Origin of the sequence: Mycobacterium florentinum, from assembly GCF_010730355.1 — a bacterium.
GTDB lineage: Bacteria > Actinomycetota > Actinomycetes > Mycobacteriales > Mycobacteriaceae > Mycobacterium > Mycobacterium florentinum.
Genome location: NZ_AP022576.1, coordinates 4,009,086 through 4,035,509, shown reverse-complemented (window position 1 = coordinate 4,035,509; position 26,424 = coordinate 4,009,086). Strand labels below are relative to the sequence as shown.

Annotated in this window: 30 protein-coding genes and 1 tRNA gene; 19 read left to right on the top strand and 12 right to left on the bottom strand. The window is 66.8% G+C overall.

Going from position 1 to position 26,424, the window contains the following annotated elements; genetic code table 11:
- Positions 1-45 precede the first annotated feature (45 nt).
- A tRNA-Ser gene (locus G6N55_RS19175) sits at positions 46-131 on the top strand.
- A gap of 101 nt (positions 132-232) precedes the next feature.
- On the top strand, positions 233-1,054 hold the full coding sequence (locus G6N55_RS19170; protein WP_085224938.1) for a hypothetical protein: 822 nt from the start codon (positions 233-235) through the stop codon (positions 1,052-1,054).
- Here G6N55_RS19170 and G6N55_RS19165 read toward each other — a convergent pair whose 3' ends face one another.
- Together G6N55_RS19165 and G6N55_RS19160 are read right to left on the bottom strand one after the other, a co-directional pair.
- On the bottom strand, positions 1,055-1,795 hold the full coding sequence (locus G6N55_RS19165) for an enoyl-CoA hydratase/isomerase family protein (protein ID WP_085224936.1): 741 nt from the start codon (positions 1,793-1,795) through the stop codon (positions 1,055-1,057).
- 32 nt (positions 1,796-1,827) lie between these two features.
- On the bottom strand, positions 1,828-2,214 hold the full coding sequence (locus G6N55_RS19160; protein WP_085224934.1) for a hypothetical protein: 387 nt from the start codon (positions 2,212-2,214) through the stop codon (positions 1,828-1,830).
- Between the two features lie 121 nt (positions 2,215-2,335).
- On the opposite strand from G6N55_RS19160, the gene G6N55_RS19155 reads away from it, so the two are divergent.
- The 3 genes from G6N55_RS19155 to G6N55_RS19145 all read left to right on the top strand — a co-directional run bounded on the left by G6N55_RS19155 (position 2,336) and on the right by G6N55_RS19145 (position 6,008).
- On the top strand, positions 2,336-2,839 hold the full coding sequence (locus tag G6N55_RS19155; RefSeq protein WP_179968086.1) for a lipoprotein LpqH: 504 nt from the start codon (positions 2,336-2,338) through the stop codon (positions 2,837-2,839).
- A 77-nt stretch (positions 2,840-2,916) separates the two neighbouring features.
- Positions 2,917-4,641: a hypothetical protein gene (locus G6N55_RS19150; protein WP_085224931.1), complete on the top strand. Its 1,725-nt coding sequence runs from the start codon at positions 2,917-2,919 to the stop codon at positions 4,639-4,641.
- Entirely contained in the window at positions 4,638-6,008 is a 1,371-nt protein-coding gene (locus G6N55_RS19145) for a CHAT domain-containing protein (RefSeq protein WP_085224929.1), read from the top strand. The genes G6N55_RS19150 and G6N55_RS19145 overlap by 4 nt, the downstream gene beginning before the upstream one ends.
- A gap of 3 nt (positions 6,009-6,011) precedes the next feature.
- Here G6N55_RS19145 and G6N55_RS19140 read toward each other — a convergent pair whose 3' ends face one another.
- Entirely contained in the window at positions 6,012-6,365 is a 354-nt protein-coding gene (locus G6N55_RS19140; protein WP_085224928.1) for a hypothetical protein, read from the bottom strand.
- A gap of 44 nt (positions 6,366-6,409) precedes the next feature.
- Here G6N55_RS19140 and G6N55_RS19135 point away from each other — a divergent pair, with 44 nt between their 5' ends.
- From G6N55_RS19135 to G6N55_RS19125, 3 genes are read left to right on the top strand one after another with little or no spacing between them, the layout of a single operon-like run.
- On the top strand, positions 6,410-7,729 hold the full coding sequence (locus G6N55_RS19135; protein WP_085225019.1) for a hypothetical protein: 1,320 nt from the start codon (positions 6,410-6,412) through the stop codon (positions 7,727-7,729).
- Complete coding sequence (locus tag G6N55_RS19130; protein WP_085224926.1) at positions 7,726-8,844, top strand: hypothetical protein; 1,119 nt, start codon at positions 7,726-7,728, stop codon at positions 8,842-8,844. The genes G6N55_RS19135 and G6N55_RS19130 overlap by 4 nt, the downstream gene beginning before the upstream one ends.
- A gap of 29 nt (positions 8,845-8,873) precedes the next feature.
- Complete coding sequence (locus G6N55_RS19125; protein ID WP_085224925.1) at positions 8,874-9,929, top strand: NAD(P)H-dependent amine dehydrogenase family protein; 1,056 nt, start codon at positions 8,874-8,876, stop codon at positions 9,927-9,929.
- Here the strand turns inward: G6N55_RS19125 and lipL are convergent.
- Both lipL and G6N55_RS29425 read right to left on the bottom strand, forming a co-directional pair.
- Positions 9,926-11,218 carry an esterase/beta-lactamase LipL gene (gene lipL, locus G6N55_RS19120; protein WP_085225017.1) on the bottom strand — a complete coding sequence of 431 codons (1,293 nt, stop codon included), beginning with the start codon at positions 11,216-11,218 and terminating at the stop codon, positions 9,926-9,928. The two genes, G6N55_RS19125 and lipL, sit on opposite strands and share 4 nt — an antisense overlap.
- Before the next feature lie 107 nt (positions 11,219-11,325).
- On the bottom strand, positions 11,326-11,493 hold the full coding sequence (locus G6N55_RS29425) for a hypothetical protein (protein WP_169718514.1): 168 nt from the start codon (positions 11,491-11,493) through the stop codon (positions 11,326-11,328).
- A gap of 179 nt (positions 11,494-11,672) precedes the next feature.
- Between G6N55_RS29425 and G6N55_RS19115 the strand changes: the two genes are divergently transcribed.
- From G6N55_RS19115 to G6N55_RS19100, 4 genes are all read left to right on the top strand, one after another.
- Positions 11,673-11,846: a CsbD family protein gene (locus G6N55_RS19115; RefSeq protein ID WP_085224923.1), complete on the top strand. Its 174-nt coding sequence runs from the start codon at positions 11,673-11,675 to the stop codon at positions 11,844-11,846.
- Positions 11,847-12,001: 155 nt separating this feature from the next.
- Positions 12,002-12,508: a nitroreductase family deazaflavin-dependent oxidoreductase gene (locus G6N55_RS19110; protein WP_085224922.1), complete on the top strand. Its 507-nt coding sequence runs from the start codon at positions 12,002-12,004 to the stop codon at positions 12,506-12,508.
- A gap of 139 nt (positions 12,509-12,647) precedes the next feature.
- A complete protein-coding gene (locus tag G6N55_RS19105; RefSeq protein WP_232079079.1) occupies positions 12,648-13,289 on the top strand; it encodes a cutinase family protein in 642 nt (213 codons plus the stop codon).
- 51 nt (positions 13,290-13,340) lie between these two features.
- Positions 13,341-14,327, top strand: coding sequence for an SDR family NAD(P)-dependent oxidoreductase (locus tag G6N55_RS19100; RefSeq protein ID WP_085224918.1), 987 nt, complete (start codon positions 13,341-13,343; stop codon positions 14,325-14,327).
- Here G6N55_RS19100 and G6N55_RS19095 read toward each other — a convergent pair.
- From G6N55_RS19095 to G6N55_RS19080, 4 genes are all read right to left on the bottom strand, one after another.
- Positions 14,324-14,716 (bottom strand): hypothetical protein, encoded by a 393-nt coding sequence (locus G6N55_RS19095; RefSeq protein WP_085224917.1) that lies wholly within the window; start codon positions 14,714-14,716, stop codon positions 14,324-14,326. The genes G6N55_RS19100 and G6N55_RS19095 overlap by 4 nt on opposite strands.
- Before the next feature lie 41 nt (positions 14,717-14,757).
- Positions 14,758-15,144 (bottom strand): PPOX class F420-dependent oxidoreductase, encoded by a 387-nt coding sequence (locus tag G6N55_RS19090; protein WP_085224915.1) that lies wholly within the window; start codon positions 15,142-15,144, stop codon positions 14,758-14,760.
- Positions 15,145-15,639: 495 nt separating this feature from the next.
- On the bottom strand, positions 15,640-17,094 hold the full coding sequence (locus G6N55_RS19085; RefSeq protein ID WP_085225016.1) for an aldehyde dehydrogenase: 1,455 nt from the start codon (positions 17,092-17,094) through the stop codon (positions 15,640-15,642).
- A gap of 19 nt (positions 17,095-17,113) precedes the next feature.
- A complete protein-coding gene (locus tag G6N55_RS19080; protein ID WP_085225014.1) occupies positions 17,114-17,824 on the bottom strand; it encodes an SDR family NAD(P)-dependent oxidoreductase in 711 nt (236 codons plus the stop codon).
- 81 nt (positions 17,825-17,905) lie between these two features.
- On the opposite strand from G6N55_RS19080, the gene G6N55_RS19075 reads away from it, so the two are divergent.
- The 5 genes from G6N55_RS19075 (at position 17,906) to G6N55_RS19055 (ending at position 22,115) form a co-directional block, all read left to right on the top strand.
- A complete protein-coding gene (locus G6N55_RS19075; protein ID WP_085224913.1) occupies positions 17,906-18,871 on the top strand; it encodes a TIGR03621 family F420-dependent LLM class oxidoreductase in 966 nt (321 codons plus the stop codon).
- A gap of 105 nt (positions 18,872-18,976) precedes the next feature.
- The gene (locus tag G6N55_RS19070; protein WP_085224912.1) at positions 18,977-19,873 is read left to right on the top strand and encodes an enoyl-CoA hydratase/isomerase family protein; all 897 of its coding nucleotides are present in this window, start codon (positions 18,977-18,979) and stop codon (positions 19,871-19,873) included.
- Positions 19,870-21,174 (top strand): aromatic ring-hydroxylating oxygenase subunit alpha, encoded by a 1,305-nt coding sequence (locus tag G6N55_RS19065; protein WP_085224910.1) that lies wholly within the window; start codon positions 19,870-19,872, stop codon positions 21,172-21,174. Before G6N55_RS19070 ends, G6N55_RS19065 begins: the two co-directional genes overlap by 4 nt.
- Positions 21,171-21,497, top strand: coding sequence for a hypothetical protein (locus G6N55_RS19060; RefSeq protein ID WP_085224908.1), 327 nt, complete (start codon positions 21,171-21,173; stop codon positions 21,495-21,497). Before G6N55_RS19065 ends, G6N55_RS19060 begins: the two co-directional genes overlap by 4 nt.
- A 60-nt stretch (positions 21,498-21,557) precedes the next feature.
- Complete coding sequence (locus tag G6N55_RS19055) at positions 21,558-22,115, top strand: TetR/AcrR family transcriptional regulator (protein ID WP_085225012.1); 558 nt, start codon at positions 21,558-21,560, stop codon at positions 22,113-22,115.
- Positions 22,116-22,119: 4 nt separating this feature from the next.
- On the opposite strand, the gene G6N55_RS19050 is transcribed toward G6N55_RS19055, so the two are convergent.
- The 3 genes from G6N55_RS19050 to G6N55_RS19040 form a co-directional block, all read right to left on the bottom strand.
- Positions 22,120-23,322: a cytochrome P450 gene (locus tag G6N55_RS19050; protein ID WP_085224906.1), complete on the bottom strand. Its 1,203-nt coding sequence runs from the start codon at positions 23,320-23,322 to the stop codon at positions 22,120-22,122.
- Positions 23,323-23,334: 12 nt separating this feature from the next.
- Positions 23,335-24,168 carry a mycofactocin-coupled SDR family oxidoreductase gene (locus G6N55_RS19045; protein ID WP_085224904.1) on the bottom strand — a complete coding sequence of 278 codons (834 nt, stop codon included), beginning with the start codon at positions 24,166-24,168 and terminating at the stop codon, positions 23,335-23,337.
- 81 nt (positions 24,169-24,249) lie between these two features.
- Entirely contained in the window at positions 24,250-24,831 is a 582-nt protein-coding gene (locus G6N55_RS19040) for a TetR/AcrR family transcriptional regulator (RefSeq protein ID WP_085224902.1), read from the bottom strand.
- 91 nt (positions 24,832-24,922) lie between these two features.
- Here G6N55_RS19040 and G6N55_RS19035 point away from each other — a divergent pair, with 91 nt between their 5' ends.
- Positions 24,923-25,462, top strand: a complete 540-nt coding sequence (locus tag G6N55_RS19035) for a PaaI family thioesterase (RefSeq protein ID WP_085224900.1) — start codon at positions 24,923-24,925, stop codon at positions 25,460-25,462.
- On the top strand, positions 25,459-26,400 hold the full coding sequence (locus G6N55_RS19030) for an NmrA family NAD(P)-binding protein (RefSeq protein WP_085224898.1): 942 nt from the start codon (positions 25,459-25,461) through the stop codon (positions 26,398-26,400). The genes G6N55_RS19035 and G6N55_RS19030 overlap by 4 nt, the downstream gene beginning before the upstream one ends.
- Positions 26,401-26,424 lie beyond the last annotated feature (24 nt).

The following is a 26,424-nucleotide window of genomic DNA, read 5'->3' as shown; positions in this document are numbered from 1 at the left end:
CGGCCGCGGGACATTCCACGTTGACCCAGCCGCTACCATTGCCACGGAGGATTCGCCTAGTGGCCTATGGCGCTCGCCTGGAACGCGGGTTGGGTTAACAGCCCTCGCGGGTTCAAATCCCGCATCCTCCGCAAATCGGGTCCACTCGGTTTCCAGACGCGGCCAAACGGTTGTTTGGAATCGGTTTGGCTGCCTTTAGGCTGACGTGGGCTCACCAGTAAGAGGGAGGCGTATGGGGCGCAAGGTCGCCATACCGTGGCACTTGTTGTTTTCGATCGGTGCCGGCGTCCTCTATTTCCTCTGCGTGTTGCCCCGCTGGTCCGAATTGATGGGCGACACATCGCGCGGACTGGGGATGGCGGGCCGGATCGGCGCGGGCGCGCTATTCGCCCTGGCCGCACTGCCCGTGGTGTTCACCCATCTGCGAACCCGCAAGCCGGAGCTGGGCACGCCACAAATGGCGCTGACGCTGCGGGTCTGGTCGATCATCGGCCACGTGCTGGCCGGGGTGCTGATCATCGGCACCGCGATCAGCGAGATCTGGCTCAGCCTGGACGACGCCGGACAGTATCTATTCGGGATTTACGGCGCCGCCGCGGCGATCGGTCTGCTCGGATTTTTCGCGTTCTACCTGTCGTTTGCCGCCGAGCTGCCGCCGCCCCCGCCCAAGCCGATCAAGGCGAAGAAGCCCAAGCAGCGCCGTCTGCGCCGTAAGAAGGGCGGCGAGGCGGACACCGAGGAAGCCACCGACACCGACACCGACGACGCGGACTCGGACTCGGACGACGACGCCGAGGACACCGAAGAAGCCGAAGAGGCCGAGACCGTCACGGCCGAAGATGCGGAGCCAGAAGAAGCCGAAGAGGCTGTCGAGCCCACCGCGAAAGCCGTCGAAGCCGTCAAGGCCGAGAAGCCTTCGACCGAGGACGCCGACGAGGCCACCGATGACACCGACGAACCCCGTAGCGGACTGCAAAACCGCCGCCCGGAGGGCAAGGGCACGCACCGCATGCGGCGCAGGCGCACCCGCGGCGGCGTCGCGCTCGACGAGTGATCAGTCGCGGCGTCGAAGACTCTCCACGTAGGCGGCAAGGCGCTGCTGCGTCTCGTCCGATCCCCACAACTGGCGCACGTCGGCATCGGTAGCGCCACCCTGCCGGATCCGCGCCACGGCCGGGGCGCGCAGCTGAGCCTTGGTATCGCGATAGGCCTCGATCGGAAGCTCGGCGAGCTCTGAGGCCTCGGCGACCGCCGCCTCGACCACATCGTCGGCGACGACGCGGTGGGCAAGCCCGCGGGTGATGGCGTCGGCCCCCTGATAGGTGCGGGCGCCGAGCAGTACTTCCTCGGCGCGATCCCCGCAGGCATAACGCATCACTTCCAGCGCCGCGACCGGGAAGGAGACGCCGACGCGAACCTCGGCCGCGCCGATCCCGGCTTCCGGACCGATCAGGCGGCGATCGCAGGCGCACGCCAGCACGCACCCGCCCGCGATCGCGGCACCGTTGATGGCGGCCACGGTCGGCCATGGGAAGCCGAACAACGCGTCGAACGTGTTGGACAGCGCCGGAACCAGCCGATCGGTGTAGTCGCTACCGCCGTCGACGACGCGGTTGAGGTCGACCCCGGCCGAAAACACCCGGCCCGCACCGGTGATGACCAGCGGACCGTTGCCCGAGTCCTGCAGTTCCCGAAAGGTTCGGGTCAGCTCGTCAAGCACTTCCACGTCGAGCGCGTTGACGCGTCCCGCGGAAAGGGTCAACACCCGCACCGGACCAACAGTCTGGATCTCCATCACAAGGGACACTCAAGCACTCGCCGGCTGCGCTACTGCTGGTGGGTCAGTCTGGCGAGGACCACCGGAATGTCGGTGTTCTCGTCGGTGTGATAGCTCGCGCAGACGCGGTGGTAGCCGTCGGCGATCTGCAACGGAACACCCGTCACGATGTCACCACGCACCAGCAGGATGGGCGACAACGCAACGCCTTGCTCAATCTTGGTGAGATCGGCGGCGACGTGGGGGTTGTCAGCGGGTAACAGGCTCAGCTGCGCGGCCCGCAGGATGTCCTTGGCCTTCTTGTGCGTGACGGTTCCGGTCCGCAGCCGTTTCGCGAGCTTCTTGACCGTGGGCGGGTCGGCGAGAAGATCCAGGTAATCGGATGCTGCCGGAAAGTCATGTGCCTCAGGCGTTTCCAGCCATTTCACGCTGGCCATCGGATCTCTCCCTTCGTCGGGTCCCCGCCGACGGAGCCTACCGGCTGCACCCAAATATTGGGATCGGTAGCAACACCGGCGTTCTGTACTTGCTCCCATGGCGACGCCAACGGGGCGACGCATGAAGGAAGGAACTGCAGTGAAACGTCTTCTCGTGGGCGCAATCGGAACCCTTGGCGTGGCAGCGACCGTCGTGGGCTGCTCGAGCGGCGGCCACACAGCCAGCCCGGTGTCGAGCACCGCCCCCAGCGTCGCCTCCGGCAACACCGGCGCTCAGGTCAAGGTCGGCGGCGCCGACTTGGCCGGCGTCAACCCGGCGTCGGTGACGTGTGTGAAGCAGGGCGGCAAGATCGACATCGGTAGCGGGTCCACCGGTGGCGCCCAGCAGGCGCTGGCCGTCGTGATGACCGACGCGAGCCCTCCGACGGTCGAGTCGCTGGCCCTGGTCGTGGACGGGAACGCCCTGTCGGTCGCCAACAGCATGGGCAGCAAGGTCGGGTCGGCCAACGTGGCGGTGGACGGCAAGACCTACACGATCACCGGTCAGGCGCAGGGCGCCGATCTGAAAAACCCGATGGCCGGCATGATCACCAAGGACTTCAGCATCAAGGTGACGTGCGGTTAATCGGTTTCACTCCGGGCGGCGGACGTGGCTCACTCACACGTCCGCCGCACCGGCCTGTCCGGACTTATGATGCAGCCGTGTCGATCTCCGGCGAATTAGAGCGAGCCCGCCGCCTGGCACTGGTCGCCGACGAGACCGGCGCCCGGGACCTTCTGCTGTCCCTGGTACCGGCGATCGAGGCCGAAGACCGCGACGACCTGATCCTGGAGGTCTTCGCCCAGCTGGGCGATATCTACCTGGCGCGCGGCGCGAATGACGGGGTGCACGAGTGCATCCGGCGCATCCGCGACTGCCTGGAGATCTACTCGGGGATCATGGCCGGCACCATGCCGGAAGCCGCCAGCCAGGTGTCGATGCCGGCAGCCGACATGGCCCACCTGATCCTGCGCTATTCGCGACGAGCGCAGTTCCTGCAGACCGGCGTGGCCGCCGCGCAGGGCGATCACGAAGGCGCCGAGACGGCGCTGGCCGAGTTGAGCCGGGCCGGCGACGCTTTTCCCGAGCTGGCCGACGAGCACGCCCATCTGATCGTCCACGCACAAGTGCTGTGCGCGACCGCGCTGTGCGACGACGACCTGCACGTGCGGTCGGTTCCGTTGTGGGAGCAGGTGCTCGTTTCGATCGACCGGCTGGGCGACAACGAATTCGACGACCAATTGCGGGTGACCGCGGCCACCGGGTACGGCAGGTTTTGCGTCGAGACGGGGCGGCTGACCGAGGCCGAACCCTGGCTGCGTCGCGCCGGGGCCAGAGCGCGGGCACGAGGGTGGGAATTAGCCGACGCCAGAACACAATTGGAGCGCGCTGCCGCCCGGTGGCTGGTCAGCGATCACGCGGGTACCGAGCAGCTGGTCTCCGAGGCCTACCCCGTCATCGCGCGATACGAGCGGGCCCACGACGTCGCCCGGTGTTGGCTGTACCTGGGACTGACCCGGCTGGCGGTCGGCGAACTCAAAGCCGCAGACGAATCCTGGGAGCATGCCGAACGGCACTGGCGTGAGCTGGGAAAGCCATTGTATCTGCACCGTATCTTGTTGCAGCGCAGCTGGATCGCGATCTTCTGGAGCAAGTTCGGCGAAGCGGTCGAGCTGATCGCCCAGGCTCGGGAACTGCTCGACTCGTCGCCACGCAGCAGCTGGTTGCAGTACGCCCAACTCGACAACCACCTCGGCACGGTGTGGCGTGCGGATGCGTTGGCGGACCTCGGGTTCGACAGCTCGGGCGATCCCGACGAACCGCTGGAGGAAACCGAGGCCCGGCAGGCCGAGGGGCTCGGCGTCCTGCGCGGCGAGGTCGGCACACCCGAATACTGGCGCGCCATGACCAAACTCGAACAGGCCGCGGAACTCAAGGTACCCGCCGCCCTGGCCGTCGACTCGGTGCGATTTTCGATCGCCGACGCCGACGCCAGAGCGCGGTGGGCAACCAGCATTTCGGCGCCCATCCTGGCCGGAGCGTTCGCCGTCGCATACGAGTGGGAGAATACCCAGTTGATCAGCGAACTCGTCGAATACCACAGCGCACGAGGAACTTTCGACACCGATCCGCAGCGGCCCGCAATCGGTGAATGGGCATCGGCGGCCACCGCCACGGTGCTCGTGGACACCGACCTGGAACCGGCGTTGGCCGCCGCCGGCCCTCCCGCGGGCGCCGGCCGTTCGCTGCACCGGCTCGGCCCGTTGCCGCCGCTACAGATGCAGCCCGACAGCCCGCCGATCATGAGTCACTATCGCGCGCTGGCGCTGCAGCGCTACGGCCGCGACGTCACCGCCGACGAACCCGCCTGGTCGACTTGGCCATGAGCGAGGCCGACCGGCTCACCCTCGTCCTGCGCTACGCCGACCTCGGTATCGCCACCTACGGCAGCCTGCGGGTCGTCGGCCAACCGTCGCGCACCGTGACCTGGGTGGTGGAGGAGCCCTTGCTGCTGGCCGCCACCGAAGAACTGACCGACGCCATCCCCGAGCCGCATGGCAGCGAGAGCCGCCGCGACGCCATCGAACGGGCCTTGGCCACCGGCCCTTTCGCGAATCCGGACACCGAGCTCACCGTCGCCTACATCCTGGGCGTGCTGCTGATCTCGGCGCAGGGCTGGCAGCTGTTGACGGAGTGCGTGGCCTCGCCGCGCGCCGCGCTGTTCGTGGCGCCAAGCGCACGGCTGGCCCGTGTCCCGTGGGGGTTGCTGGCGGTGCCGAAATCGGGGCCGAGCAAAGAGGAATTGGTGCGCGCCCGCCAGGACGCGATTACGGCCAGTGGCCGGGTGGCCGCCCGGATCCCATGGCAGCTCACCAATATTGGCGACCACACCGACGGCCATCGGCTGATGGAATTGGTCGACGTGCTGATGGCGGTGCCGGCCAACATCGTGCACGCACCGCGCACACCGGCGCGATGGGGTGCCCGCCAGGATGGCCCACCCGTCCTGGTCCTCGATCCGCGGGTGCCCGGACAACGCCCCGACTCCGCACTCGGCTCGGTACTGGGCAGGCCGTCGGCGGAAACGAAATTGGCACAACACTTTGCCGAATTGATGGGCCACCGCGCGGTGCTCCCCGGAGTCGACGGCGCGGTCGAGCTGTTCCGCCGTCAGGACGCCGACCGCCGCTGGCTGGCCGCAATGCTGGCGCAGACTCCCAGCAGACTGCTCTATGTCGGCCACGCAAGTTCTGCTGATGCACAGCACCATCACGCCGCCCAGGCCGACCGCGCGGCCCTGCACCTGGCCTGTACGGCCGCGGCCCCGGGTGACGCCGACACCATCGGCGATCACCGCCCGCTCACCGCGTCCGACCTGATGTCGCTGCGGCTGCCGATGCCGCCGCGGGTGGCCCTGCTGGCCTGCGGATCGGGCGGCGACTATCGATTCGACGAGGCGACAGGTCTGGTCGCCGCGATGATTCTGGGTGGCGCACAGCTGGTGACCGCCACGCTGTGGTCGCTGCCCACCACCGCCGCGTACCGACAGTTCGCGGCCAGGGACGGCGACGCGGCCGATCCGATGGCCGAGGTGGTGGTCGCCGTCGACCGCGCGCACGAAGCCGAGGACGCGGGGTGCGCGGTGAATCGATGGCAACGCGAACAGATGCGGCGCTGGCGCGACGGAGACCGCACCGCCAACCCGCTGTATTGGGCCGCGCTGGTCACGTTCGCCGTCGACGGCGCACGGTAGCGCTCAGACCGCCGCCAGCCACGATGCATGGACAGCCAGCACGTCGTCAGGCAGCGAAAGCTGTTCGCGGGCAGCGGGATCGAACGCGACCAGAACGACGAGGCCGGGCCGCAGCACCGACACATCCAGATCGTCCTCGCCGCGCGCCAATCTGCCGATGAACGTCTCGCCGGACACGGCGACCACTTCGATGAACACCTGGCGCTCGTCGGCGACCTTGCGCACGGTGCCCACGCCGACGGTACGACCGGCGGTGTCGTCACGCCGCCAGAACGCCAAACGCCCGGCGCCGGGTAGGAATGTCATGAGCTTCTTCATGCATCCAGGGTCTGCGTGCCGGGCGGCTACCGAACCCAACTTTTTGGCTGCCGGTATTTTCCGAATGCCCCTATCCTGTGCTGATGAGCGCGGACTCGCAGCTGGCCACCACCGTGGCCGCAGGCCATCCACGCCGGTCGGTGATCGAGGCGGCGTGGCGGGCAATCGGGCTCGGCGTCGAAGTGCTCAGCAGCGACGACGGCGGACCGTTGACCCGGACCGTCAAACGCATTATCGACCCGTTGGTGCTGCGGCTGCGGTCCAACCCGCAGTTTTCGGCCCCGGTGGTCAGCCCCGACACCGCCGCGGCAATGCACGAACTGATCGTGGGCAGTGCAGCCGAATTGCGCGCCGCTGCAGCATGGTTCGAGGTCCTCAAGCTCGAGCGCCGCAGGCAGCGGATCCGGTCCGGAAACGCCCAGGAGCTTTACTTCCCGGTGTGCTACGAGCTGGCGGTCACCAAAGGCGCACCGGCACCGGAAGATCGCGAGACCGCGGCCAGCGTGCTCGGCGAAATTCACCGGGGCCGCGACCGCACCGCCATCGAAGTCCTGCACCAGTACGTGGCCGGCCACGACGTCGTGGCCAGGCTGACCGCTCAGCTCGAACGCAGTTGGCGTGACGTGCGGCCGGGCCAGACCGTGACGGGACCGTTTCTGGCCGAGCTCGCCACGGTGCTCGGGCCCGCCCACGGCGACCGCGCCGCGACGGCCCGCCAGCGGGTCTGGTCGGCGATGATCGGCGACACCACCCCGTATAACCTGGGCGCCCTGGTGCGGGTCGAATCAGCCGAGCTGCCCTGGTCGATCATCGAGCTTGGTTTGAGTTCGGTCGTGCCGCAACGACCCCCGCGCATCGCCGGCGGAGCCGACGGCGATCGCCCGCTGGATCGCAGCGTGGTGGACCGGGTGCGCGCGACGCTGCGCCGCGCCCTGGACCGCGACGCCCTGCCCGATATCCCGTTGCTCTGCGAGGAGGAAGTCGACCGCGCGTGTGCACCCTGGGGTCTGCTGTCCGAGGACAAGCAGGCCACCCTGGTGGCGGGCATCGAGGTCGCGGTCGAGCTGGCGCCGCTGGACCGATCCGTCACGAGCCGCTACGCGCTGGCGGGGCAGATCCAGGCACGGCTGCGCAAGGAGGCATACGTCCTGCACGCCCGGCGCTACATCGCCGAGGGCGGCCCGATGCATCCACGACAACGCCAAGTGGTCGACGATCTCGCCGCGTATGCACCGCCGTACCTGAGCCGCCTGTGGGCCCGGCTGCATGGGCGCGACGTCTGGCAGGAGCCCTGCGAAGACGTCGACGAGATGCGGTCGCTGCTGGAGGGGGTCGCGCGATCGGTGAGCCTCGACCACCGCCAGCGCATAAAGTCCATGCTGGAATTGCAGGTGGCCGGATGAAATTGGTTGCCGATTCCGGCCTTTGGACCGTCGGCCCCGCCAGCGCCCACACTCCGTTGGCCGCCGTGCTGGAAGTCAGTGGCGCCGTGCTGTCCTGGACGATCGACGATCCCCCCGACGAAGAGCGAGCCCACATCACCTTCACCGATCTGTCGCGCGCTGACTGGCTGTGGCGCGTGTTCGGTGAAGCCGGGCACGTTGCGCTGGCCGGCGCCGCGGACGCGGCGGACGGCGCGGCCAGTATCGACCTGACCGGCGTCGACATCGTGCCCGGTTCGGTCGGCCCGCTGCGCCGGCTGGCCGTCGGGCATTGGCTGCGGCGCTGGTGGCCGGCGAGTCAGCGCGACGGCATTGCCGGCCTGGACCGCGCGCTGCTCGACGTCGAGGTCGCCCTGCTGACGGCTAAAGCGCAGGACTTCTTCGCCGACGACACGCTGGATTCCGACGTGACCGGGCTGCTGGCGCCGCACGCCACGGCTTTGTTCACCTATGTCCGCAGCGACGATGCGCGCATCGCGAAGCTGGTCCGCGCGAGTGCCGAGCTGGCCGACGAGGTCGGTGTGGACGACGACGCGTGGGCGGAACTCATTGCTGCTCTTGATGATTCGGGCGCGGTGTTGGCGATACCGAGCGGGCGCCGCGACGACTACGCCCTGGCCGCGGGTGCCGACGCGGGCCCGCGGGTCTCGTCGATCGCCAGGGGCGTCGCGTCCATCAACTGGACCGCGGTACCCGCGGCCATCTTCGATGCGGCCGAGAACACCGTCGACTGGAGCATCGAGGCGTCCGGAGCGGTGGTACGCGCGGCGATCATCGGACCGGACCTGCCGTCGGGGATCGCGGTGCGATTGCGGTCCGGAGCGTTCGGCGGCGCCGGTGCGCTGGACAGCGGGGGCCGCGCGGTCCTTCCCCTGGTCGACGCCGAGCAGCAGCCGGTGAGCGAATCCGCCGCCTGGGATCACGACTGGACGGCGACCGCGGTGATCGTCGGAGCCGATACGACCGAGAGCCGCGAGACCCGGGAACGGATCCGCCGGTGGGCGCACAGCCGGCTGGAGCGGCCGCCGGCGGACGCGTTTCTGGCCGAGATTTTGGCTTCCGAGTCCGCCTATTAAGCGCGCGAACAATTCCCTATGCTGAGCGAGTGCCAAACAACTATCGAGTCGTTCAGTGGAACACCGGAAACGTGGGCAAGAGCTCGCTGAAGTCGATCGCGGACAACCCCATCCTGGAACTGGTCGGGTGCTTCGCCTGGTCGCCGGACAAGGTCGGACGTGACGCCGGCGAATTGGTCGGCATCTCCCCGCTCGGGGTCGCGGCGACCAATGACATCGACGCGCTGCTCGCCCTGAAACCGGACTGCGTGGTCTACAACCCGATGTGGATCAACGTCGACGAGCTGGTCCAGATTCTGTCCGCGGGTGTCAACGTGGTGACCACGGCGTCCTTCATCACCGGACACAACCTGGGCGACGGCCGCGACCGGCTGCTCGAGGCCGCCGAGTTGGGCGGTTCGACGATCTTCGGGTCCGGGGTGAGCCCGGGCTTCGCCGAGCTGCTGGCCATCGTCTCGGCGATGGTGTGCAACCGCGTCGACAAGGTCACCGTCAACGAGGCCGCCGACACCACGTTCTACGACTCCCCCGAAACCGAGAGGCCGGTGGGCTTCGGGCAGCCGATCGACCACCCGGACCTGCCGGCGATGGCCGCCAAGGGCACCGCGATCTTCGGCGAGGCTGTGCGGCTGGTGGCCGACGCGCTCGGCGTCGAGCTCGACGAGGTCAAGTGCGTCGCGGAGTTCGCCCAGACCACCGCGGACCTGGAAATGGCGTCCTGGACCATCCCCGCGGGACACGTCGCGGGCACCTACATCAGCTGGCAGGGCATCGTGAACGGCAAGACCCTGATCGACCTGAACGTCCGGTGGCGCAAGGGGCAGACGCTGGAACCCGACTGGAAGATCGAGCAGGACGGCTGGGTCATCCAGATCGACGGTCAGCCGACGGTGACGACCAAGGTCGGCTTCCTGCCGCCGCCGTATTTCGAGGCGACGACGCTCGAGGAGTTCATGGACCTCGGCCACATCATGACCGCGGTGCCCGCCATCAACGCGATTCCCGCCGTGGTCGCCGCGGCACCCGGGATCGCCACCTACGGCGATCTTCCGCTGACCCTGCCGCGCGGCTTCGCGAAGATCTAGTCCCCCGACGCAGCCCGGGCCGGCGCGGCCGCCCGCCGCCGGCCGGGCTTGGGGTAGGTCGCGCCGAGCTGCGGCACCTCGATCGGCCCCTGGTGCCGCGCGGCCTCCATCGCGGAGCGCAGCGGGCCGGCCAGCCCGGCGAACGACCCCATGTCGAACACCCGCGACGTCAGCAGCCGGTTGTGCACGTATCCGAACGAGCCGCCGACCTCGGGATCGGCCCAGCCGAGCGTGCCGCCCAGACCCACGTGCCCGAACCCGCGCAACAGGCCGGGCACCGGAGACTCGTGGTAGCCGAGGTGAAATGGCATGGGCACCACCATGTTCGCGTCGGGCCACTTGATCCGCGCTTGCCCGCTGAGCCCGCGTGCCAACTCCTTGGACAGATACTTCTTGCCGTCGATGCGGCCGTCGTTGGCCAGCACGGCATACATCTTGGCCAGCGCCCGGCCGGTCACCACGCCATTGGCCGCCGGGATCTCGCCGTCCAGGAACGGGGTGTCGCCCTGCATCAGGGACATGATGCCGGGGAAATACATCGCGCCCAGCGCTCCCGAGTACCGCATGTTGGCCACCCGCGGCGCGATGAAGTTGAGCACCGGGGTCGGCATGATTCGTTTCTGCGGCATCAGGATCTGCGCGGGCAGCGTCGGCGAGCCCTGCGGCGGGCGGCCCAGATGCAGGCCGTCGGTGTTGAGCGGGCGAGCGACCTCCTGGCGGATCAGCTCCCGCATGCCTTTGCCCGTGATCGCCCTGGCCAGCCCGGACAGCAGCCAGCCGTAGGTCAGCGCGTGATAGGCCTGCACGCCGCGCAGGTGATCGACCGGCGCGGCGGCCAGCCGTTCCTCCATCTCCAGGTGATCCATCAGAGCCGTCTTGGTGACGCCGCGCAGATGGGAAAGCCCGGCTCGATGCCGCAGCACATCGCGCACCGTGATCTCTGCCTTGCCATTCGACGCGAAGTCGGGCCAGTACTCGGCGACCGGGTCGTCGTAGGACAACAGGCCCCGATCGGCCAGCCGATGTATCACCGTCGAGGCCACACCCTTGGTCGCCGAGAACACCATTGCGCCGGTGTCGGCGGTCCAGGGTTGCGCGCCGGCCCGGTCCGACCACCCGGTCCAGACGTCGACGACGGGAATGCCGTCGACGTAGACGCTCAGCGCTCCCCCGCCGAGCCGCCGGCCCGGAAACTGCTGGGCAAATTTCTTGACGACGTTCGCGAAATGCGGATCGGCGGCCCCCGACACACCACGGGGCAACCCGTCATCCGTTACCAGCAGTGTCATGGTGCCCCCGGGCATTGTGCGCATCGGGCAGCTACCGCCGCGGCGGCCCCTCCCCGATGAGGTGCGATTACGAGATCGAAGCTATCAGTCGAGCGGAGACCTGAAAGTCACTTGGGCGGATCGTGCTCCGGGGGCTCCGCGGCATCCGCGCCGGGCAAATGCTCGGGGGGTGAATCCCCCAGAAACTTCCGCAGCCGAAGCAGCTGATTGATCACGATGCCCAGGCCCAGCAGCATCAGCACGACGACTATCGCCACCACGGTTGCGGTGCTCATGGGATCCCCATTCGTCCATTGTGATCCATTCCATGGCGGCCGAAAGATCCGGTTGTTTGCCAGCTAGACCGGGCAATCGCTCCCGCTCGGCCGGGGGCGGATCGCGGTCCGGGGTTTCGGAATCCCGCACCGGGGTAGCCGGACGAAGAACAACATCGAGTCAATAGGGAGCGAAACGCATGAGCACCGAAGACAAGATCAAGAACAAAATCGAGGATCTCGGCGGCCAGGCCAAGGAAGCCGTCGGCAAGGTCACCGGGGACGACGACACCAAGAACGAGGGCCGCGTGGATCAGGCCAAGTCCAGCCTGAAGGACGCCGGCGAGAAGGTGAAGGACGCCTTCAAGAAGTAGCCAACAGTCTCGACCAGCAGGTTTACTCAAGACGCCGGTAAACCTGCTGGTCGTTTTTTTGCGGCGGTAGAACGGACCCGCATCGCGCCTTCCGGGCAGCCGTTGGGCCGCGCCGAAGACTCCCGCCCGCCGGGAGATCGGATTATCGTCGTTTCATGCCGCTACCGATTGTCGACCCGCAACGCCCGCGCACGGCGCTCACGCGCACCATGACGAAGTTCGCTCGCAGCGGGCCGGGAAAGTTTCTCGCACAACACATCGCGGCGAAGACCGATCCGTGGCTGATGCGGGTATCCCACCAGAAAGTGTCCTGGGGAATGTTTGCTGTGCCGTCCGCGACGCTGCACATGACGGGTGCCAAAACCGGGCAGCCGCGTCAGGCCCAAATCTCCTATTTCCACGACGGTCGCAACGTCATCGCCGTCGCCTCCAACTTCGGCGGCAGCACGCACCCGAATTGGTATTACAACCTCAAAGCGCATCCCGAGTGCGAATTGGGCGGGGACAGCTTCGTGGCCACCGAGGTCACCGAGCCCGCCGAGTACGAGCGGCTCTACGGCCTCGCCGAACGGTTGTACCCCGGCTACGCCGACTACCGTGCGGCGACGGCGGCGGTCGGCCGGCACATCCCGGTATTGCGCCTGGCTCCCCGCTGCGATTGAGAAATGACGCTTTGGGAAATCCTTACGGCCACCCGCATCGGATGCAGATAAAGGGAAATTGGGACAGGAAATGAATGTCGTGAAGTTGATCAATAGCCGGATACACAGGCTCGCGTCGGCCGGCGCAACGGCCGCACTGATGGCGGCTGCCGTGCTGGTCGGCGGCCACGCCCCGGCGGCAAACGCCGACTGTCCCGACGTCGATTTGGTCTTCGCCCGCGGCACCAGCGAGCCGCCCGGAGTCGGCGGCATCGGTTCCGGCTTCGTCGACGCGCTGCGCGGTCAGCTCGGCGGGCGGAGCCTGACGGTGTACCCGGTGAACTACCCGGCCAGCAGCGACTTCGGCAGCCCCGACTTCCCGGCAACGTTCATCGACGGGATTCGCGACGCCAGCTCGCACATCGAGTCGATGGCGGCCAGCTGCCCCAAGACCCGGGAAGTGCTGGGCGGCTTCTCGCAGGGTGCGGCGGTCGCCGGTTTCGTCACCTCGTCGGCCGTGCCGAAGGGCGTACCCGCCGCTTCCGTCCCGGCGCCGATGCCACCGGACATCGCCAACCACGTCGCCGCCGTCACGCTCTTCGGCACGCCGTCGAATCAATTCCTCGAGCATTACGGCGCGCCGGACATTGCCATCGGCCCGCTGTATCAGCCCAAGACGCTGCAGCTGTGCGCCGCCGGCGATCCGATCTGCGGCGGTGGCAACGACGGCGCGGCACACGCGTCGTATGTCGTGAACGGGATGACGGGCCAAGCCGCGAGCTACGTGGCCAGCCACCTTTAGTTAACGCAACCCCGGTTGCCCCACCGGCGACCAGCCTTGGACAATCGCTCCGTGCGAATTCTGATAACGGGTGGTACTGGATTTGTGGGTGGGTGGACCGCCAAGGCCATCGCCGACGCGGGGCACTCGGTTCGATTCCTGGTGCGCAATCCCGATCGGCTGCACACCTCCGTCGCGAAGCTCGGCGTCGACGTGTCGGATTTTGCCGTCGGGGACATCGTTGATCGCGTCTCGGTGCGCGAAGCCTTGCAGGGCTGCGACGCCGTCGTGCACAGCGCTGCGCTGGTGGCCACCGATCCGCGGCAGACCAACGAGATGCTGAGCACGAATATGCAGGGCGCACAGAACGTGCTCGGTCAAGCCGTCGAACTCGGCCTCGACCCGATCGTGCACGTATCGAGCTTCACCGCGCTGTTTCATCCCAACCTGGAGACGCTGTCGGCGGACTTGCCGGTGGTCGGCGGGGCCGACGGCTACGGAACGTCGAAGGCCCAGGTCGAGATCTACGCCCGCGGTCTGCAGGACGCCGGCGCGCCGGTCAACATCACTTACCCCGGCATGGTCCTCGGCCCGCCGGTCGGCAATCAATACGGTGAAGCCGGCCAGGGGGTGAAGTCGCTGCTGGACCTGCATTTTGTACCCGGGCGAGGAGCGGCCTGGTTGATCGTCGATGCCCGCGACGTGGCCGCGCTGCATGCTGCGCTGCTGGAACCCGGGCGCGGACCGCGACGCTACATGGCCGGCGGCCACCGCGTCTCCGTCAGCGAGCTGGCGAGCATGTTCGGCGAGGTGGCCGACACCACGATGGTCGCCGTGCCGGTTCCCGACACGATAATCCGCGCCGCGGGAGCGATTCTCGACGTCGCGACGCCGTATCTGCCGTTCAACACGCCGTTCACCGCGGCGGGGATGCAGTACTACACGCAGATGCCGGCGTCGGACGATTCGCCAAGCGAGAAGGAGCTGGGCATCACCTACCGGGATCCGCGCGAAACGGTGACCGACACCATCGATGCGCTGCGCGCCGCCCAGGGCTAAGGCTGCCTGCCCTTTCCGAAGCCGCGGACGAACCCGCGCACGCCCGCGCCGACGAACGGCACGGGAGCCAGCGTGGCGATCAGCGCGCTCTTGGTCCCCACCAGCGGCCGGCCGCGCAACCCGAGTAGCAGGTCGGCGCTGTCGCTGACCAAACCCATGGCGGCCCAGCGCCGAAACTCGCCGTCGCCGCCGCGCAACAACGCTGCGCAGGCACCCGACCCGATGACCAGGTCCCGGATACCGATCGTCTGCATCAGCAGCGTCTCGGTTCCCGAGTCTGGTTTGAAGAAGCGATCGGGCGCCAGCAGCATCGCGGCTCCGACGCCGACGCGCGCCGCGGCGACCAACGCCAAGATCGACGATGATGTCCGGTTGGGTTCCTGTGCCACGGCTCAACACTAACCGCGGCGATATGCGCCGGGAAGCGTTGCTAAGAGGCGGGTTTGATCTCCAGGCCGACATGCACCTTGTCGATACCGCCGCGCACGATCGAGTGCACGTAGAACCACGGGGCGTGATACCAGTACCGCTTGAGCACGGCGTTGTAGACCCGCCGTGTCTCGGACTTCGGCAGCACCCGGGCGACGCCCTCGACCTCTTCGCTCAGCGGCTTGCCCAACACGCCGCTTTTGCCGATCGTCACGCGGGGCGTGTTGTTGATCCGCTTGGTCTTCCACGACCCGTCGTCGGTGATGACGAGCAGCTTGTCCCCGTCGGGCACGCCCCAGATCGGCGTGCGCTTCGGGCGGCCGTCCTTGGTGAAGGTGGTCAGCAGCAGGTACTTGGACTGGATAACGTCCTGGAAACTCAAAGCCACGCGTTTTCCCTATCTATGAATGGTTCCCAGGACCATTCCCCGGGCGGGTCCTGGCACCGATTGGTCAACCGGATGCTCGCACTCCACACCGCCTGCCCCGCTGGGCGCGACGGTGGTGTCGATGCCGGTCTGATCGCTCACCCAATCTCCGATCTAGAAACGCGCGCTCGCGACCCCTCGTCACTTTCGCGCCAGCGGCGCATCGATCGACCGTGGGCCCGGCCCGGCGATGAGTAAGAAGGTAACGCTCATCAGTTGTGATACTCCGAGCGGATCTCATGCAACACCGCCCACAGTCCAGTCTCGGGCGGAGCCGGCGGTAAAGGCAAGGGTGAGGTTCCGAAGTACCGCTTCTTTCGCCAGGTACAAGTACACGTCGCACCTAGATATGGGCGGGGATAACGGTATGCGCGCGGTTCGCCCGGATCGGGCCGAGCGTGAAGCCAGCTTCACGTTGGGCGTCGAGCGTGCGGCTAGCGTCACACTCGACGATCGCTAGCTGCTCGCCGCCGTCGAAATCGATTGGCTCACAGTGTAACTGTCGATTCCCTCGGTTCCGAGCTCGCGCCCGTAGCCGCTGTTCTTGACCCCGCCGAACGGGGCTGCCGGATCCATGATGTAGCCCTCGTTGACGCCGAAGGTTCCCGACCGGACCCGGGCCGCGACGCCGTGGCCTCGTTCGACGTCGGCGGTGAACACCGATCCCGCCAGCCCGTACTCGGAGTCGTTGGCGATGCGGATCGCGTCGTCCTCGTCGCGGTAGGAAATGACCGTCAGCACCGGGCCGAAGATCTCCTCGCGCGCGATGCGCATGTCGTTGGTCGCGTCGCTGAACAGCGTCGGGCGCACATACCAACCGGTGTCGAGGCCGTCGGGCATGTCGGCGCCGCCGGTAACCAGCTGCGCCCCTTCGCTTTTGCCCGATTCGATGTACCCACGAACCCGCTCTTGCTGGCGCTGGGCCACGAGCGGACCGATCTGGGTATTGGGATCGGCCGGGTCGCCGACGGTCATCGACGCCATCCCGGCGGCCAGCGCGTCGACGAACTCGTCCGTGCGCTTCTCGGGCACCAGGATCCGGCTCAGCGCATTGCAGACCTGTCCGCTGTTGGCCAGGCTGGCCATCTGAATACCGGTCGCCGCGGCCGCGGCGTCGGCGTCGTCGAGCACGATGGCCGCCGACTTGCCGCCCAGTTCCAGGCTCACCTGCTTGAGCCCGTCGGCGCAGGCAAGGGCCACCTGCCGGCCGGCCGCCGTGGAACCGGTGAACGAGACCTTGTCGACGCCGGGATGCCGCACCAGCAGCTCGCCGACCTCACGCCCCCCGGGCAGCACGTTGAACACACCGGGCGGAAGATCGGCTGCCGCAACCAGATCCGCGAGCAGCTGCGCGTCGAGCGCCGACTCGGGCGCGGGCTTGAGCACCACCGAACAACCGGCCAGCAGCGCCGGCGCCACCTTGGTGACGGTGAGGAATTGCGGCATGTTCCACGGCACCACCGCGGCGACGACGCCGACCGGAGCCTTCCGGATCCGGATGTTCTTGCCGTAGAGGCCGGAACGTTCCTGGCACCATTCGTAGTCGGCGGCGAAGGTGCAGAACGCCGACATCATGGTCAGCGGTAGCCGGACCTGTGCCCTTTTGGCGAAGCTGATCGGAGCCCCGATTTCGGCCGAGATCAACGTGGCCATATCGGCTCGCCGCTCGTTGTAGATCCCGGCCAGCCGGGTGATGGCCTCGATGCGCTCCGCCGGTTGCATGCGTGGCCACGGGCCGGTGTCGAAAGCGGCCCGGGCGGCCTCGACCGCGCGGTCGACGTCCGCGGGGCCGGCACTTACCGCGTGGCCGATGACGGCCTCACTGTGCGGGGAGACCACCGAGATGGAATCCTGGCCCGAAGCAGGGGCCGCCCACTTCCCGTCGATGAAGAGTTGGTCCCTGTCGTACATCATTGCCTCGCAATCGAAGTCAAGTGTTGCGGCCGCCGTTCACGCCGAGAATCTGTCCGGTGATGTAGCCGGCCTCCTCGGAGACGAAGAACGCACACGCGGCGGCGATGTCCTCGGGCCTGCCCACCCGGCGAACCGGCGTGCGAGCGATGTGGTCCTCCACGGTTCCGCCGAGCAAGTGCCGACTCTCGGCGCTGCGCAGCATCGGAGTGTCGACGAATCCCGGCGGCACCGCGTTGACGGTGATCCCGCTCGGGCCGTATTCGAGGGCGAGCGACTTGGTCAGTCCGTTGACCGCCGACTTCGCCGCCACGTAGTGGGCCATGAACGGTTGGCCGGAATGCGTGCTGGACGACGAGATGTTGACGATGCGTCCCCAGCCCGCCTCGACCATGTCGGGCAGCGCGGCCTGGATGGTGTTGAACACCCCGTTCAGGTTCACGTCGATCACCTTCGACCATTCCTCGAAGGACATGCTCAAGAACTTCTTGAAGCCCTCCACTCCGGCGGCGTTGACCAGCACCAGGATCGGGCCGAGCGCGTCGCGGATCGCCGACATCGCGGCGTCGACTTGCGCACGATCGGTGACGTCGGCGATGTGGCCGAACCCGTCGTCGGTGGGCGTGAGATCGAGGACGGCCGCCTGAAATCCGTCCTTGCGCAACCTCTCGGCGACGGCACGGCCGATTCCCGAGGCACCACCCGTCACAACCGCTGTCTTCGCGCTCAAGCCGTCATCCACCTTTCCTGAGCGATCGCTCAAACGGTTGGCTTCACATGCCTATCACCCATCATCGTTTACGGTCAAGCTATGGACCGGCCTCCGTTTCGCTTCGGGGTACAAGCGACCAACGCCTCCGGCGGGCGCGAGTGGCGCGACACCGTGCGAAAAGTCGAAGATCTCGGCTATTCAACGCTTTTCCTCGCCGATCACTATCTCGGCCCGGGCCCCGCGCAGCGCGCCGCCCGCACTCCTCGCCAAGATCTTGCGCCGATCGCGGCGATGGCGGCGGCGGCCGCCCACACCGAGACGTTGCGCATCGGCTGCCGGGTTTTCTGCATCGACTATCACGTGCCGGCGGTGCTGGCCAAGGAAGCCGCGACACTCGACCTGCTCTCCGACGGTCGCCTGGAGCTGGGCATCGGAGCCGGCTGGAGCGACGTCGAATACGCCGCGATGGGGCTCGAATTCGACCGCCCGGGGCGCCGAATCGCCAAGCTGGCCGAGGTCATCGCGCTCATCAAGGCGCACTGGCTCGGTGAAGAACTGGACTGCTCGGGCGAGTTCGTTCACGTGCGCGGGTACGCGGGACGGCCGCGGCCGGTGCAACGGCCGCATCCGCCGATCATGATCGGCGGCGGTGGACAGCGCGTGCTCTCGCTCGCCGGCCGCGAGGCCGACATCGTCAGCATCTCGAGCGTGCCGTTCGTGGCGCGCGATGCCGACGGCCTGGATCCGCAGCAGGTCGCCGAGCGCCGAATCGGCTTCGTACAAGAGGCGGCCGGTGACCGCTATCGGAAACTCGACGTCGAAAGTTCCCCGTACTTCACCGAAATCACGGGCGACCCCGAGACGGCGTTGGCCGACATCGCGAAAACGACGAGCATCTCGGCCGAGTTGCTGCGCGACCATCCCAACGTTCTGATCGGCACGCCGGAAAGCGTCGGGGAATTGCTCCGTTCACGCCGCGAAAGCCTGGGCGTCAACTACGTCACGGTCCAGCAGTCGCAGATCGAATCCTTCGCACCGGTGGTGGCCTTGCTGCACGGCCGCTGAGCCTTGACCACTGCTGGGCGAGGTGCAAGCATGGCAGCTACCCCGTTTGGGCGATCGCTCAAACGGGGTAGCCCCACTTCACCACCGCCGAGATGAGACAACTCAATGGCCAAGCGGACGCGATTTGCCGAGTACCAGAACAGCTATGCCAACTACCGGTTCGAACTCACCGACGACGGAATCCTGTTCATGCAGTGCCACACCGACGGTGACAGCCTGGTGTGGAGCTGGAAGGCACACGACGAGATGTCGGACGCGTTCGCCGACATCGCGGGCGATCGTGAGATCAAGGTGCTCATCCACACCGGCACCGGCGAGAACTACAACGCCAACTGGGGTCGCCTGCCCAACGGCGAACCGCCCGAGCAGCCCATTTATCAGGCCATGCCCAACGACCGCGGGACGCATAAGCTCGACGAGAAAGCTTGGTATGCCAGGCATCTCATCTTCAATGTGCTCGACGTCGACGTTCCGATGATCAGCGCGGTCAATGGTCCGTGCAACATGCACTCCGAGGTGCCGATCATGGGCGACATCGTGCTGGCCTCCGAGGACGCCTACTTCCAGGACGCCTCCCACTTCCCGCGCGGCCAGGTGCCCGGCGACGGTCAGCACGTGATCTGGAGTGTGCTCGCCGGGCACAACCGCGCGCGCTACTTCCTGCTCACGGGTCAGAAGCTCAGCGCGCAGGAGGCCAAGGAGTGGGGCGTCGTCAACGAGGTGCTGCCCAAGGACAAGCTGCTCGACCGAGCCTGGGAGCATGCCCGTGAACTGATCAAGCGACCGCCGCTGACCCTGCGGTACACGCGACAGCTGTTCACCAACCCGCTCAAGCGAGCCTTCGTCAACGAACTCGGCCACGGCTTGGGCCGCGAGACCTACGCCCAGCGCGTGTTCTTCCCCTTCGGCGGCGAGATGGCGCCGCTGGACCGGCCATGGGACCAAGAGCCTTGGTCCACAACGGCAAACGGCGGTCAGCACAGCGAAGGAGTCCCCTTGTGACCAGCATCCAACAACGACTCTCCACCGGGCGTGGCAAGTTCACCACCGACTACCCCGAATTGGGAACCGGCCCGGTCAACTACGAGGACTCGATCTCCGAAGAGTTCTTCACCGCCGAACGCAAGGCCGTCTTCGAGCGAAACTGGTTGTGCGTCGGCCGCATTGAACGCCTGCCTCGCAAGGGCTCGTATTTCACTCGCGACCTGCCCGGCCGCCTCGCCTCGATCGTGATCGCGCGCGACCTGAACGACACCGTGCATGCGTTCCACAACGTGTGCGCCCACCGCGGCAACAAGGTCGTCTGGCAGGAACACCCCGGCAAGGAATCGTCCGGCACCTGTCGCGCGTTCTCCTGCAAGTACCACGGATGGCGCTACGGCCTGGACGGCAAGGTCAACCACATCACCAACGAGGAGGAATTCTTCGACCTCGACAAGAGCAGCCTGGGCATGCCGCCGGTGCACTGCGAGGTGTGGGCGGGTTTCATCTTCGTCAACCTCGCGCAGGATCCGTTGCCGCTGCGCAGTTTCCTGGGCGACGGCCTGTTGAGCATCGAGTCGTATCCGTTCGAGAAGATGACGCAGCGTTACGGGTTCGCTACCCGGATCAAGGGCAACTGGAAGTTGGCCGTCGACTCGGTGTGCGAGTGGTATCACCCGCCGTACGTGCATGGCCGCTTCATCGATCCCGACGTTTCCAAAGCCGAGAAGATGGTGCCGCCCGTCGACTCCTACCACTACGAACTGTTCCGGCCGCACATGCTGACCTCGGTGCCCGGGCCGCCGCCGCTGCCACCGCGCGACCCAGGCACCGCGGGACCGGCCCGCCAAGACCAGCGTTGGGTTTACAAGCTGTTTCGCGCCGGGCTTTTCGGTCCCGACGATTTTCCCGACATCGGGCTGGATAACGACGGTGCCGATTTCCTCAACCGCGGCAACATCGCGTCCTGGGGTAACGACCAATTCTGGGTCTTTCCGAACATTTCGATCCAGATCTGGGCGCGCGGCTACTACATCACCTACACGTACTGGCCGGAGACGGTCGATTCGCACATCTACGAGATCGACATGTATTTCGTCCCACCGGAAAACGCGCGGGACCGGCTGGCCCAGGAATTGGTGGTCGACAGCACGATCGAGTTCGCGATGCAGGATGTGAACACCATCGAAGCGACGCACTCCGCGCTGAAGACGCGGGCGCAGAACACCTTTCACTTGTCCGACCAGGAGCTGCTCATCCGCCAGTTTCACACGGTCATCCGTGACACGGTCGACGCCTACCGATCCGGGGAGTCGTCATGACACTGCCCAACGGCTTCGCCGATCTCGAACCGTTTGTCGCCGATTGGGCACTGCCGACCCGCGCGCAACGCTACGACGCGCGGCTGTCGAAGCCCTACGACGACCTCGTCAGGTTCTACGACGCCATAGCCCCGAGAGCCGAGGAAGCGATCGCCTACCTGAACGGCCTCGACATCAACGAATTACCCGAGGACGCCGAGCGGCTGCTACACCTGCTGTATTCGATGATCCTGGTCTCTTACGCCGTCAACGTGTTCAAGCAGAACCGCATCCCCGACTCCGGTGCGGCGTTCTTCGACATGGTTGCCGAACCGGCCGTGTGATATGACCAGACTGTGACTGCATCCGAGCGACCGAAGGCGCGCGACTCCACGACGCGCGACATGCTGGTGGCCGCGACGAGTCAGATCATGGTCGAGGAGGGTTATGCCGCCGCCACGTCGCGGCGGGTGGCCGCCAAAGCCGGAGTCAAACCGGCGTTGGTGCACTACTACTTCCCCACGATGGACGACCTGTATCTGGCCGTCTTCCGCATCGGCGCCGCCATCTACCTGGAGCGCCAGCAAGAGGCGCTGGCCTCCGACCGCCCGTTGCACGCCTTCTGGGACACGCTGATCGCCCCCAAGGACACCCGGCTGCTGCTGGAGTTCATGGGACTTGCCAACCACCGCAAGGAGATTCGCGCGGAGATTGCCGCGTGGTCGGACCGCTGGCGTGAGCAGCAGATCACCGCGCTGAACTTCATCATCCGCCAACACGACATCGACACCGACGAGTTCCCGCCCGCGGCCATCGCGGTCTTCATCGCCTCGATCGGGCGCACCCTGATCCTGGAAGAGGGGCTGGGTTCCTCCGGCGGGCACGACGCCGCCATCGCGCTGGTCAACCGACTCCTGGACCGGTACGAGATGCCGGAACCGAAGGCCCGACGGGACCGCTGACCGCTTAGGGCAAGACGACCCGCAGTCTCTCCCACCCGCGCACCGTCGACGTCGGGCTCAGTTGTGCTGTGTCGTAGTCGATATCCCACTCCGGCCATCGGTTGAGGATCTCGTCCAGCGCCACCCGCCCCTCCAGTCGCGCCAGGTTTGCACCGAGGCAGTAGTGCACGCCCTTGCCGAAGGTGATGTGCGAGATGTTGTCGCGGTGGATGTTGAAGGTGTCCGGGTCGGTGTATCGGCGCGGGTCGCGGTTGGCGGCACCGAACAACAGCAGCATCGCACTGCCGGCCGGAACGGTTGTCCCGTAGCACTCGAAATCCTTTGCCATCCAACGAGCCACGTGCGGGCCCGTCGGCTCGAACCGCAATGTCTCGTCGACGGTGCGGTTCAGCAGAGAGCGATCCTGGTGGATTTCCCGGCGCTGGTCGGGATGTTCGGCGAGCACCTTGGCCAGCCACCCGATCAGACGTCCGGTCGTCTCGTTGCCCGCCCCGGCGACCACCTGGGTGTAGTGCAGCACCTCTTTGCGGGTCAGCTTGCGGTGCACGCCTTCCTCGTCGTCGAACTCGACGTTGAGCAGCGTGGTCATCAGGTCGTCGGACGGGTTCTTCGATCGCCATTCGACGTAGTCGGCGTAGATGCGGCCGTCGGCGATGGAGTCGGCGTTGGCAACCTTGAGCGGCGCTCCCGGTTTGGTGCGCAGGTTGGCGTCGTTGGCATCGCGGACCGAAATCTGTTCGGACTCGGGTATTCCCAAGAGCATGCCGATCACCCGCATCGGCATCATCGACGCGAGCTCGGCGATGATGTCGAATCCCGACGACCCGACCAGCGGATCCAGGCAGCGCACGCAATACCGCCGGATCTGGTCTTCGATTTCGGCCATCCGGCGCGGCGTGAACACCCGCGACATCAGCCCGCGCAGCATCGTGTGTTCGGGCGGATCCTGGAACATCATCACGCCGCGGGGCATGTCGAATTTCGACTGCACCAGCTCGAGGATGTCGCTGCGGCGGTTCGAGAACGCCTCCCAGTTGGCCAGCCCGCGCTCGACGTCGGAATGCCTTGATATCGCCCAGAAGTCGTACTTTTCGTTGTAATACAGCGGGGCCTCTTCACGCAGCCGCGCGTAGGTCGGATACGGGTCGGCATTGATGCCGACGTCGTAGGGGTCGTAGTAAACCTCGGTGTCGTTCGTGACGGTCATCGATGCGTTCCCTTACTTCAGGCAGCTGCCGGCATCCACCGGCAGCGCCACCCCGGTGATGTAGCGCGCTTCGTCGGATGCCAAGAACAGCACGGCGTTGCTGATGTCTTCGGGTTCCACCCAGGGGATCGGCAGAAAGTGAAAGCTCTGACACACCGGCTTGAGGTCCTCGGGTCCAGGGTTTTCCAGTTCCGGCCGAAAGGCTCGGTAGGTGGCGTCGTTCAACAGCAGCGGCGAACCCACGTGTGTCGGTAGGACGGCGTTGACCCGGATCATCTGCTGCCCCAGTTCGACCGCGAACGCGCGCATCAGGCCGATGACACCGTGCTTGGCGGCCACGTAGTGACCCACATGCGGATAGGCCTTGTTACCGGCGACTGACGACGTCAGGATGACCGAACCGCCACGCTCCCCAGCCAACACGTGTGGAATCCCGGCTTTCACCGACTTCCACACCCCGCTGAGGTTGACGTCGATCATCTCTTGCCACAGCGCGTCTTTGGTCTTGTGCAACTTACCCGCGGTGGTGCCGATGCCCGCGTTCGCGACTATGACGTCAAGGCGCCCGAGCTGCTCGACGCCGCTGTCGACAGCGGCCTTCAAGGCATCGAAATCACGCACGTCGACCTCGGCGGTCACGACACGACCCCCGGCGTCCTTGACCATCCCCGCGGTCATATCCAGGTCTTCGGGCGTCGCGCCCTCGGCCGGGGAATTCTCGAAGTTCCGGCAGATGTCGACGGCAATGATGTCGGCACCCTCCTGCGCGAGCCGGACGGCGTGGCTTCTGCCCTGCCCGCGCGCCGCGCCGGTCACGAATGCGACCTTGCCGTCCATCCGGCCCATGGCAACCTCCACCGAGTCCTTTTTGAGCGATCGCCCAAATTTGTGGCGCAGGCCATGTTTAACAGCCCCGGGACGAGGTCGTCAAGAGTTCAGCGAGGCGTCGATCAGCGTGGCGGCGGCAGCCCGGGCATGCACGACGGGCGCGGTGTCGTTGAGCGAGGTCGCCATTGCGGTCGCGCCTTCGAACAACACCGCCAGTTGCTGTCCCAGCGAGTGCGGGTCGGCGGCTCCGGTCTCCTGCGCAACGGCGATGAGGCGGTGGATGAATCGTTGCTTGTGCGCCCGCACGATTTCGTCGGTGCTGCGCAGCGATCCGGCGGATTCCACTGCCGCATTGTGGAAAGGGCAGCCCCGCATGACATCTCGGCGCGACATCTCGAAGACCCCCAACAGCCGGTCCCGGGCGGACCGGGTCGGGTCGTCCAGCAGCCGCTCGCCGGGCAGACCACCGCGCTCGTCCATGCCGCGTAAATAGTTGTCCACCAGGTCGTTCTTGCTCGGGAAGTGTTGGTAGAGGGTGCGCTTGGACACGTTGGCCTGTTGGGCGATGAGCTCGACGCCGGTCGCGTGGATTCCGTGGCGGTAGAAGAGCTCGGCCGCCGCACGCTCGATGCGCTCGCGCGCCCCGCGTCCGCGGGCCGGACGCGTCGTCGGTTCGGCCATCTCTTAAAGATACACCGATCGGTTTACAAACGCCGAAATTGCTATTAGTTTCGTCCTATCAAGTAAACCGATCAGTTTTCGAGGGGATTGCATGACGACTTCTTCGCGCACCGACATCCCAAGCTCGCCGCCGTGGGGTGCCGAGCAGTCGCGCACCATCACCTGGCGCGACCCGATGACGACGCAGGCCACGGTCGCGTCGATGAGCGGCCTTTCCTACTGGCAGGCCGTCGCCGACGGGCACCTGCCCCCGCCGCCGATCGGCGAGCTGATGCAGATGGGCATCGTCGCGGTGGAAAACGGTGCCATCACTTTCTCCTGGACGCCGGACGAGTCGATGTACAACCCGCTGGGACTGGTGCACGGCGGCGCGGTGTGCACACTGCTCGACACCGTTGCCGCCTGTGCGCTGCACACCACGCTGCCGCAGGGAGTCGGGTACACCTCGGTCGAGATCAAGGTCAACTACCTCAAGGCGGTGACGCTGGACAGCGGGCCACTGACCGCGGTGGGCTCCGTCGTCAAAGCGGGCTCCCGGATCGGCTTCGCCGAAGGCGAGCTCACCGACGCCAATGGCAATGTCGTCGCGACCGCCAGCACCACCCTGCTGATCTTCGAGCTGCGCCGATGAACGCCCCGATCCTGGTAATCGGCGCGACGGGCCGGCACGGCGGCACCGGACGGATCGTGGCAGAACGCCTGCTGAGCCGCGGACACCCGGTGCGCGCGCTGGTGCGCACCGACGACGAGCGCGCCGAAGCCCTGCGGCGCCGCGGGGCCACGACCGTGGTCGGCGATCTGCACGATCGGGCGTCGCTGGTCTCGGCCGCACACGATGTCGGTGCGGTGTACTTCACCTATCCCGTTGCGGCAGGTGTTGTTTCGGCTGCGGCGAATCTCGCGTCGGTTCTGGTCGATGTCAGCCCGAGGCCGCACCTGGTGGTGATGTCGATGGCGGTGTCTTCGGTGGACAGCCCCAGCAGGCTGGGTCAGGGGCAGGCGGTCGCCGAGGAGGTCTTCACCTGGGCGGGCCTGAACCCCACCGTGCTGCGGTTCGGCGGGCTGTTCCACGAGAACGTCTTGCTGTTGCACGGCAACATGATTCGCGAGGACGGCCTGATTGCCAACAGCTTCGGCGAAGGCCCGGCACCCTGGATCGGCGGTGACGACGCGGCGGAGATCGCCGTTGCTGAGCTCTTGTCGCCGGCGCCGGAGTCTGCCCGGATCAGCTATCCGCCTCCGGCCGAGATGATCAGCCACGTGGAGGTGGCCCGCATCGTCTCGGCCGAGACCGGTCGGTCCGTTCGCTTCCAGCCCATCTCCGCGGCCGCATGGCGCAGCGAATTGGAGTCCGCCGCACAGGCAGAGCCCACCTCCCTCATCAATGCCGCGATGGCACAACATATCTCGACCGTTGGCGGTCTCCTGTCCCAACGAACCGAACCGCTCATTGCGGCGGACCCCGACGCGTTGGCCGCGATGCTTAGCCGCCCGCCGACGCGCCTTGTCGAGTTCATCCGTCGCAATCTGCACCACTTTGTCGCAGCGCCCGCGGCCACTCGGGCGTGACACCAGCCGAATCCACAAGGAGCA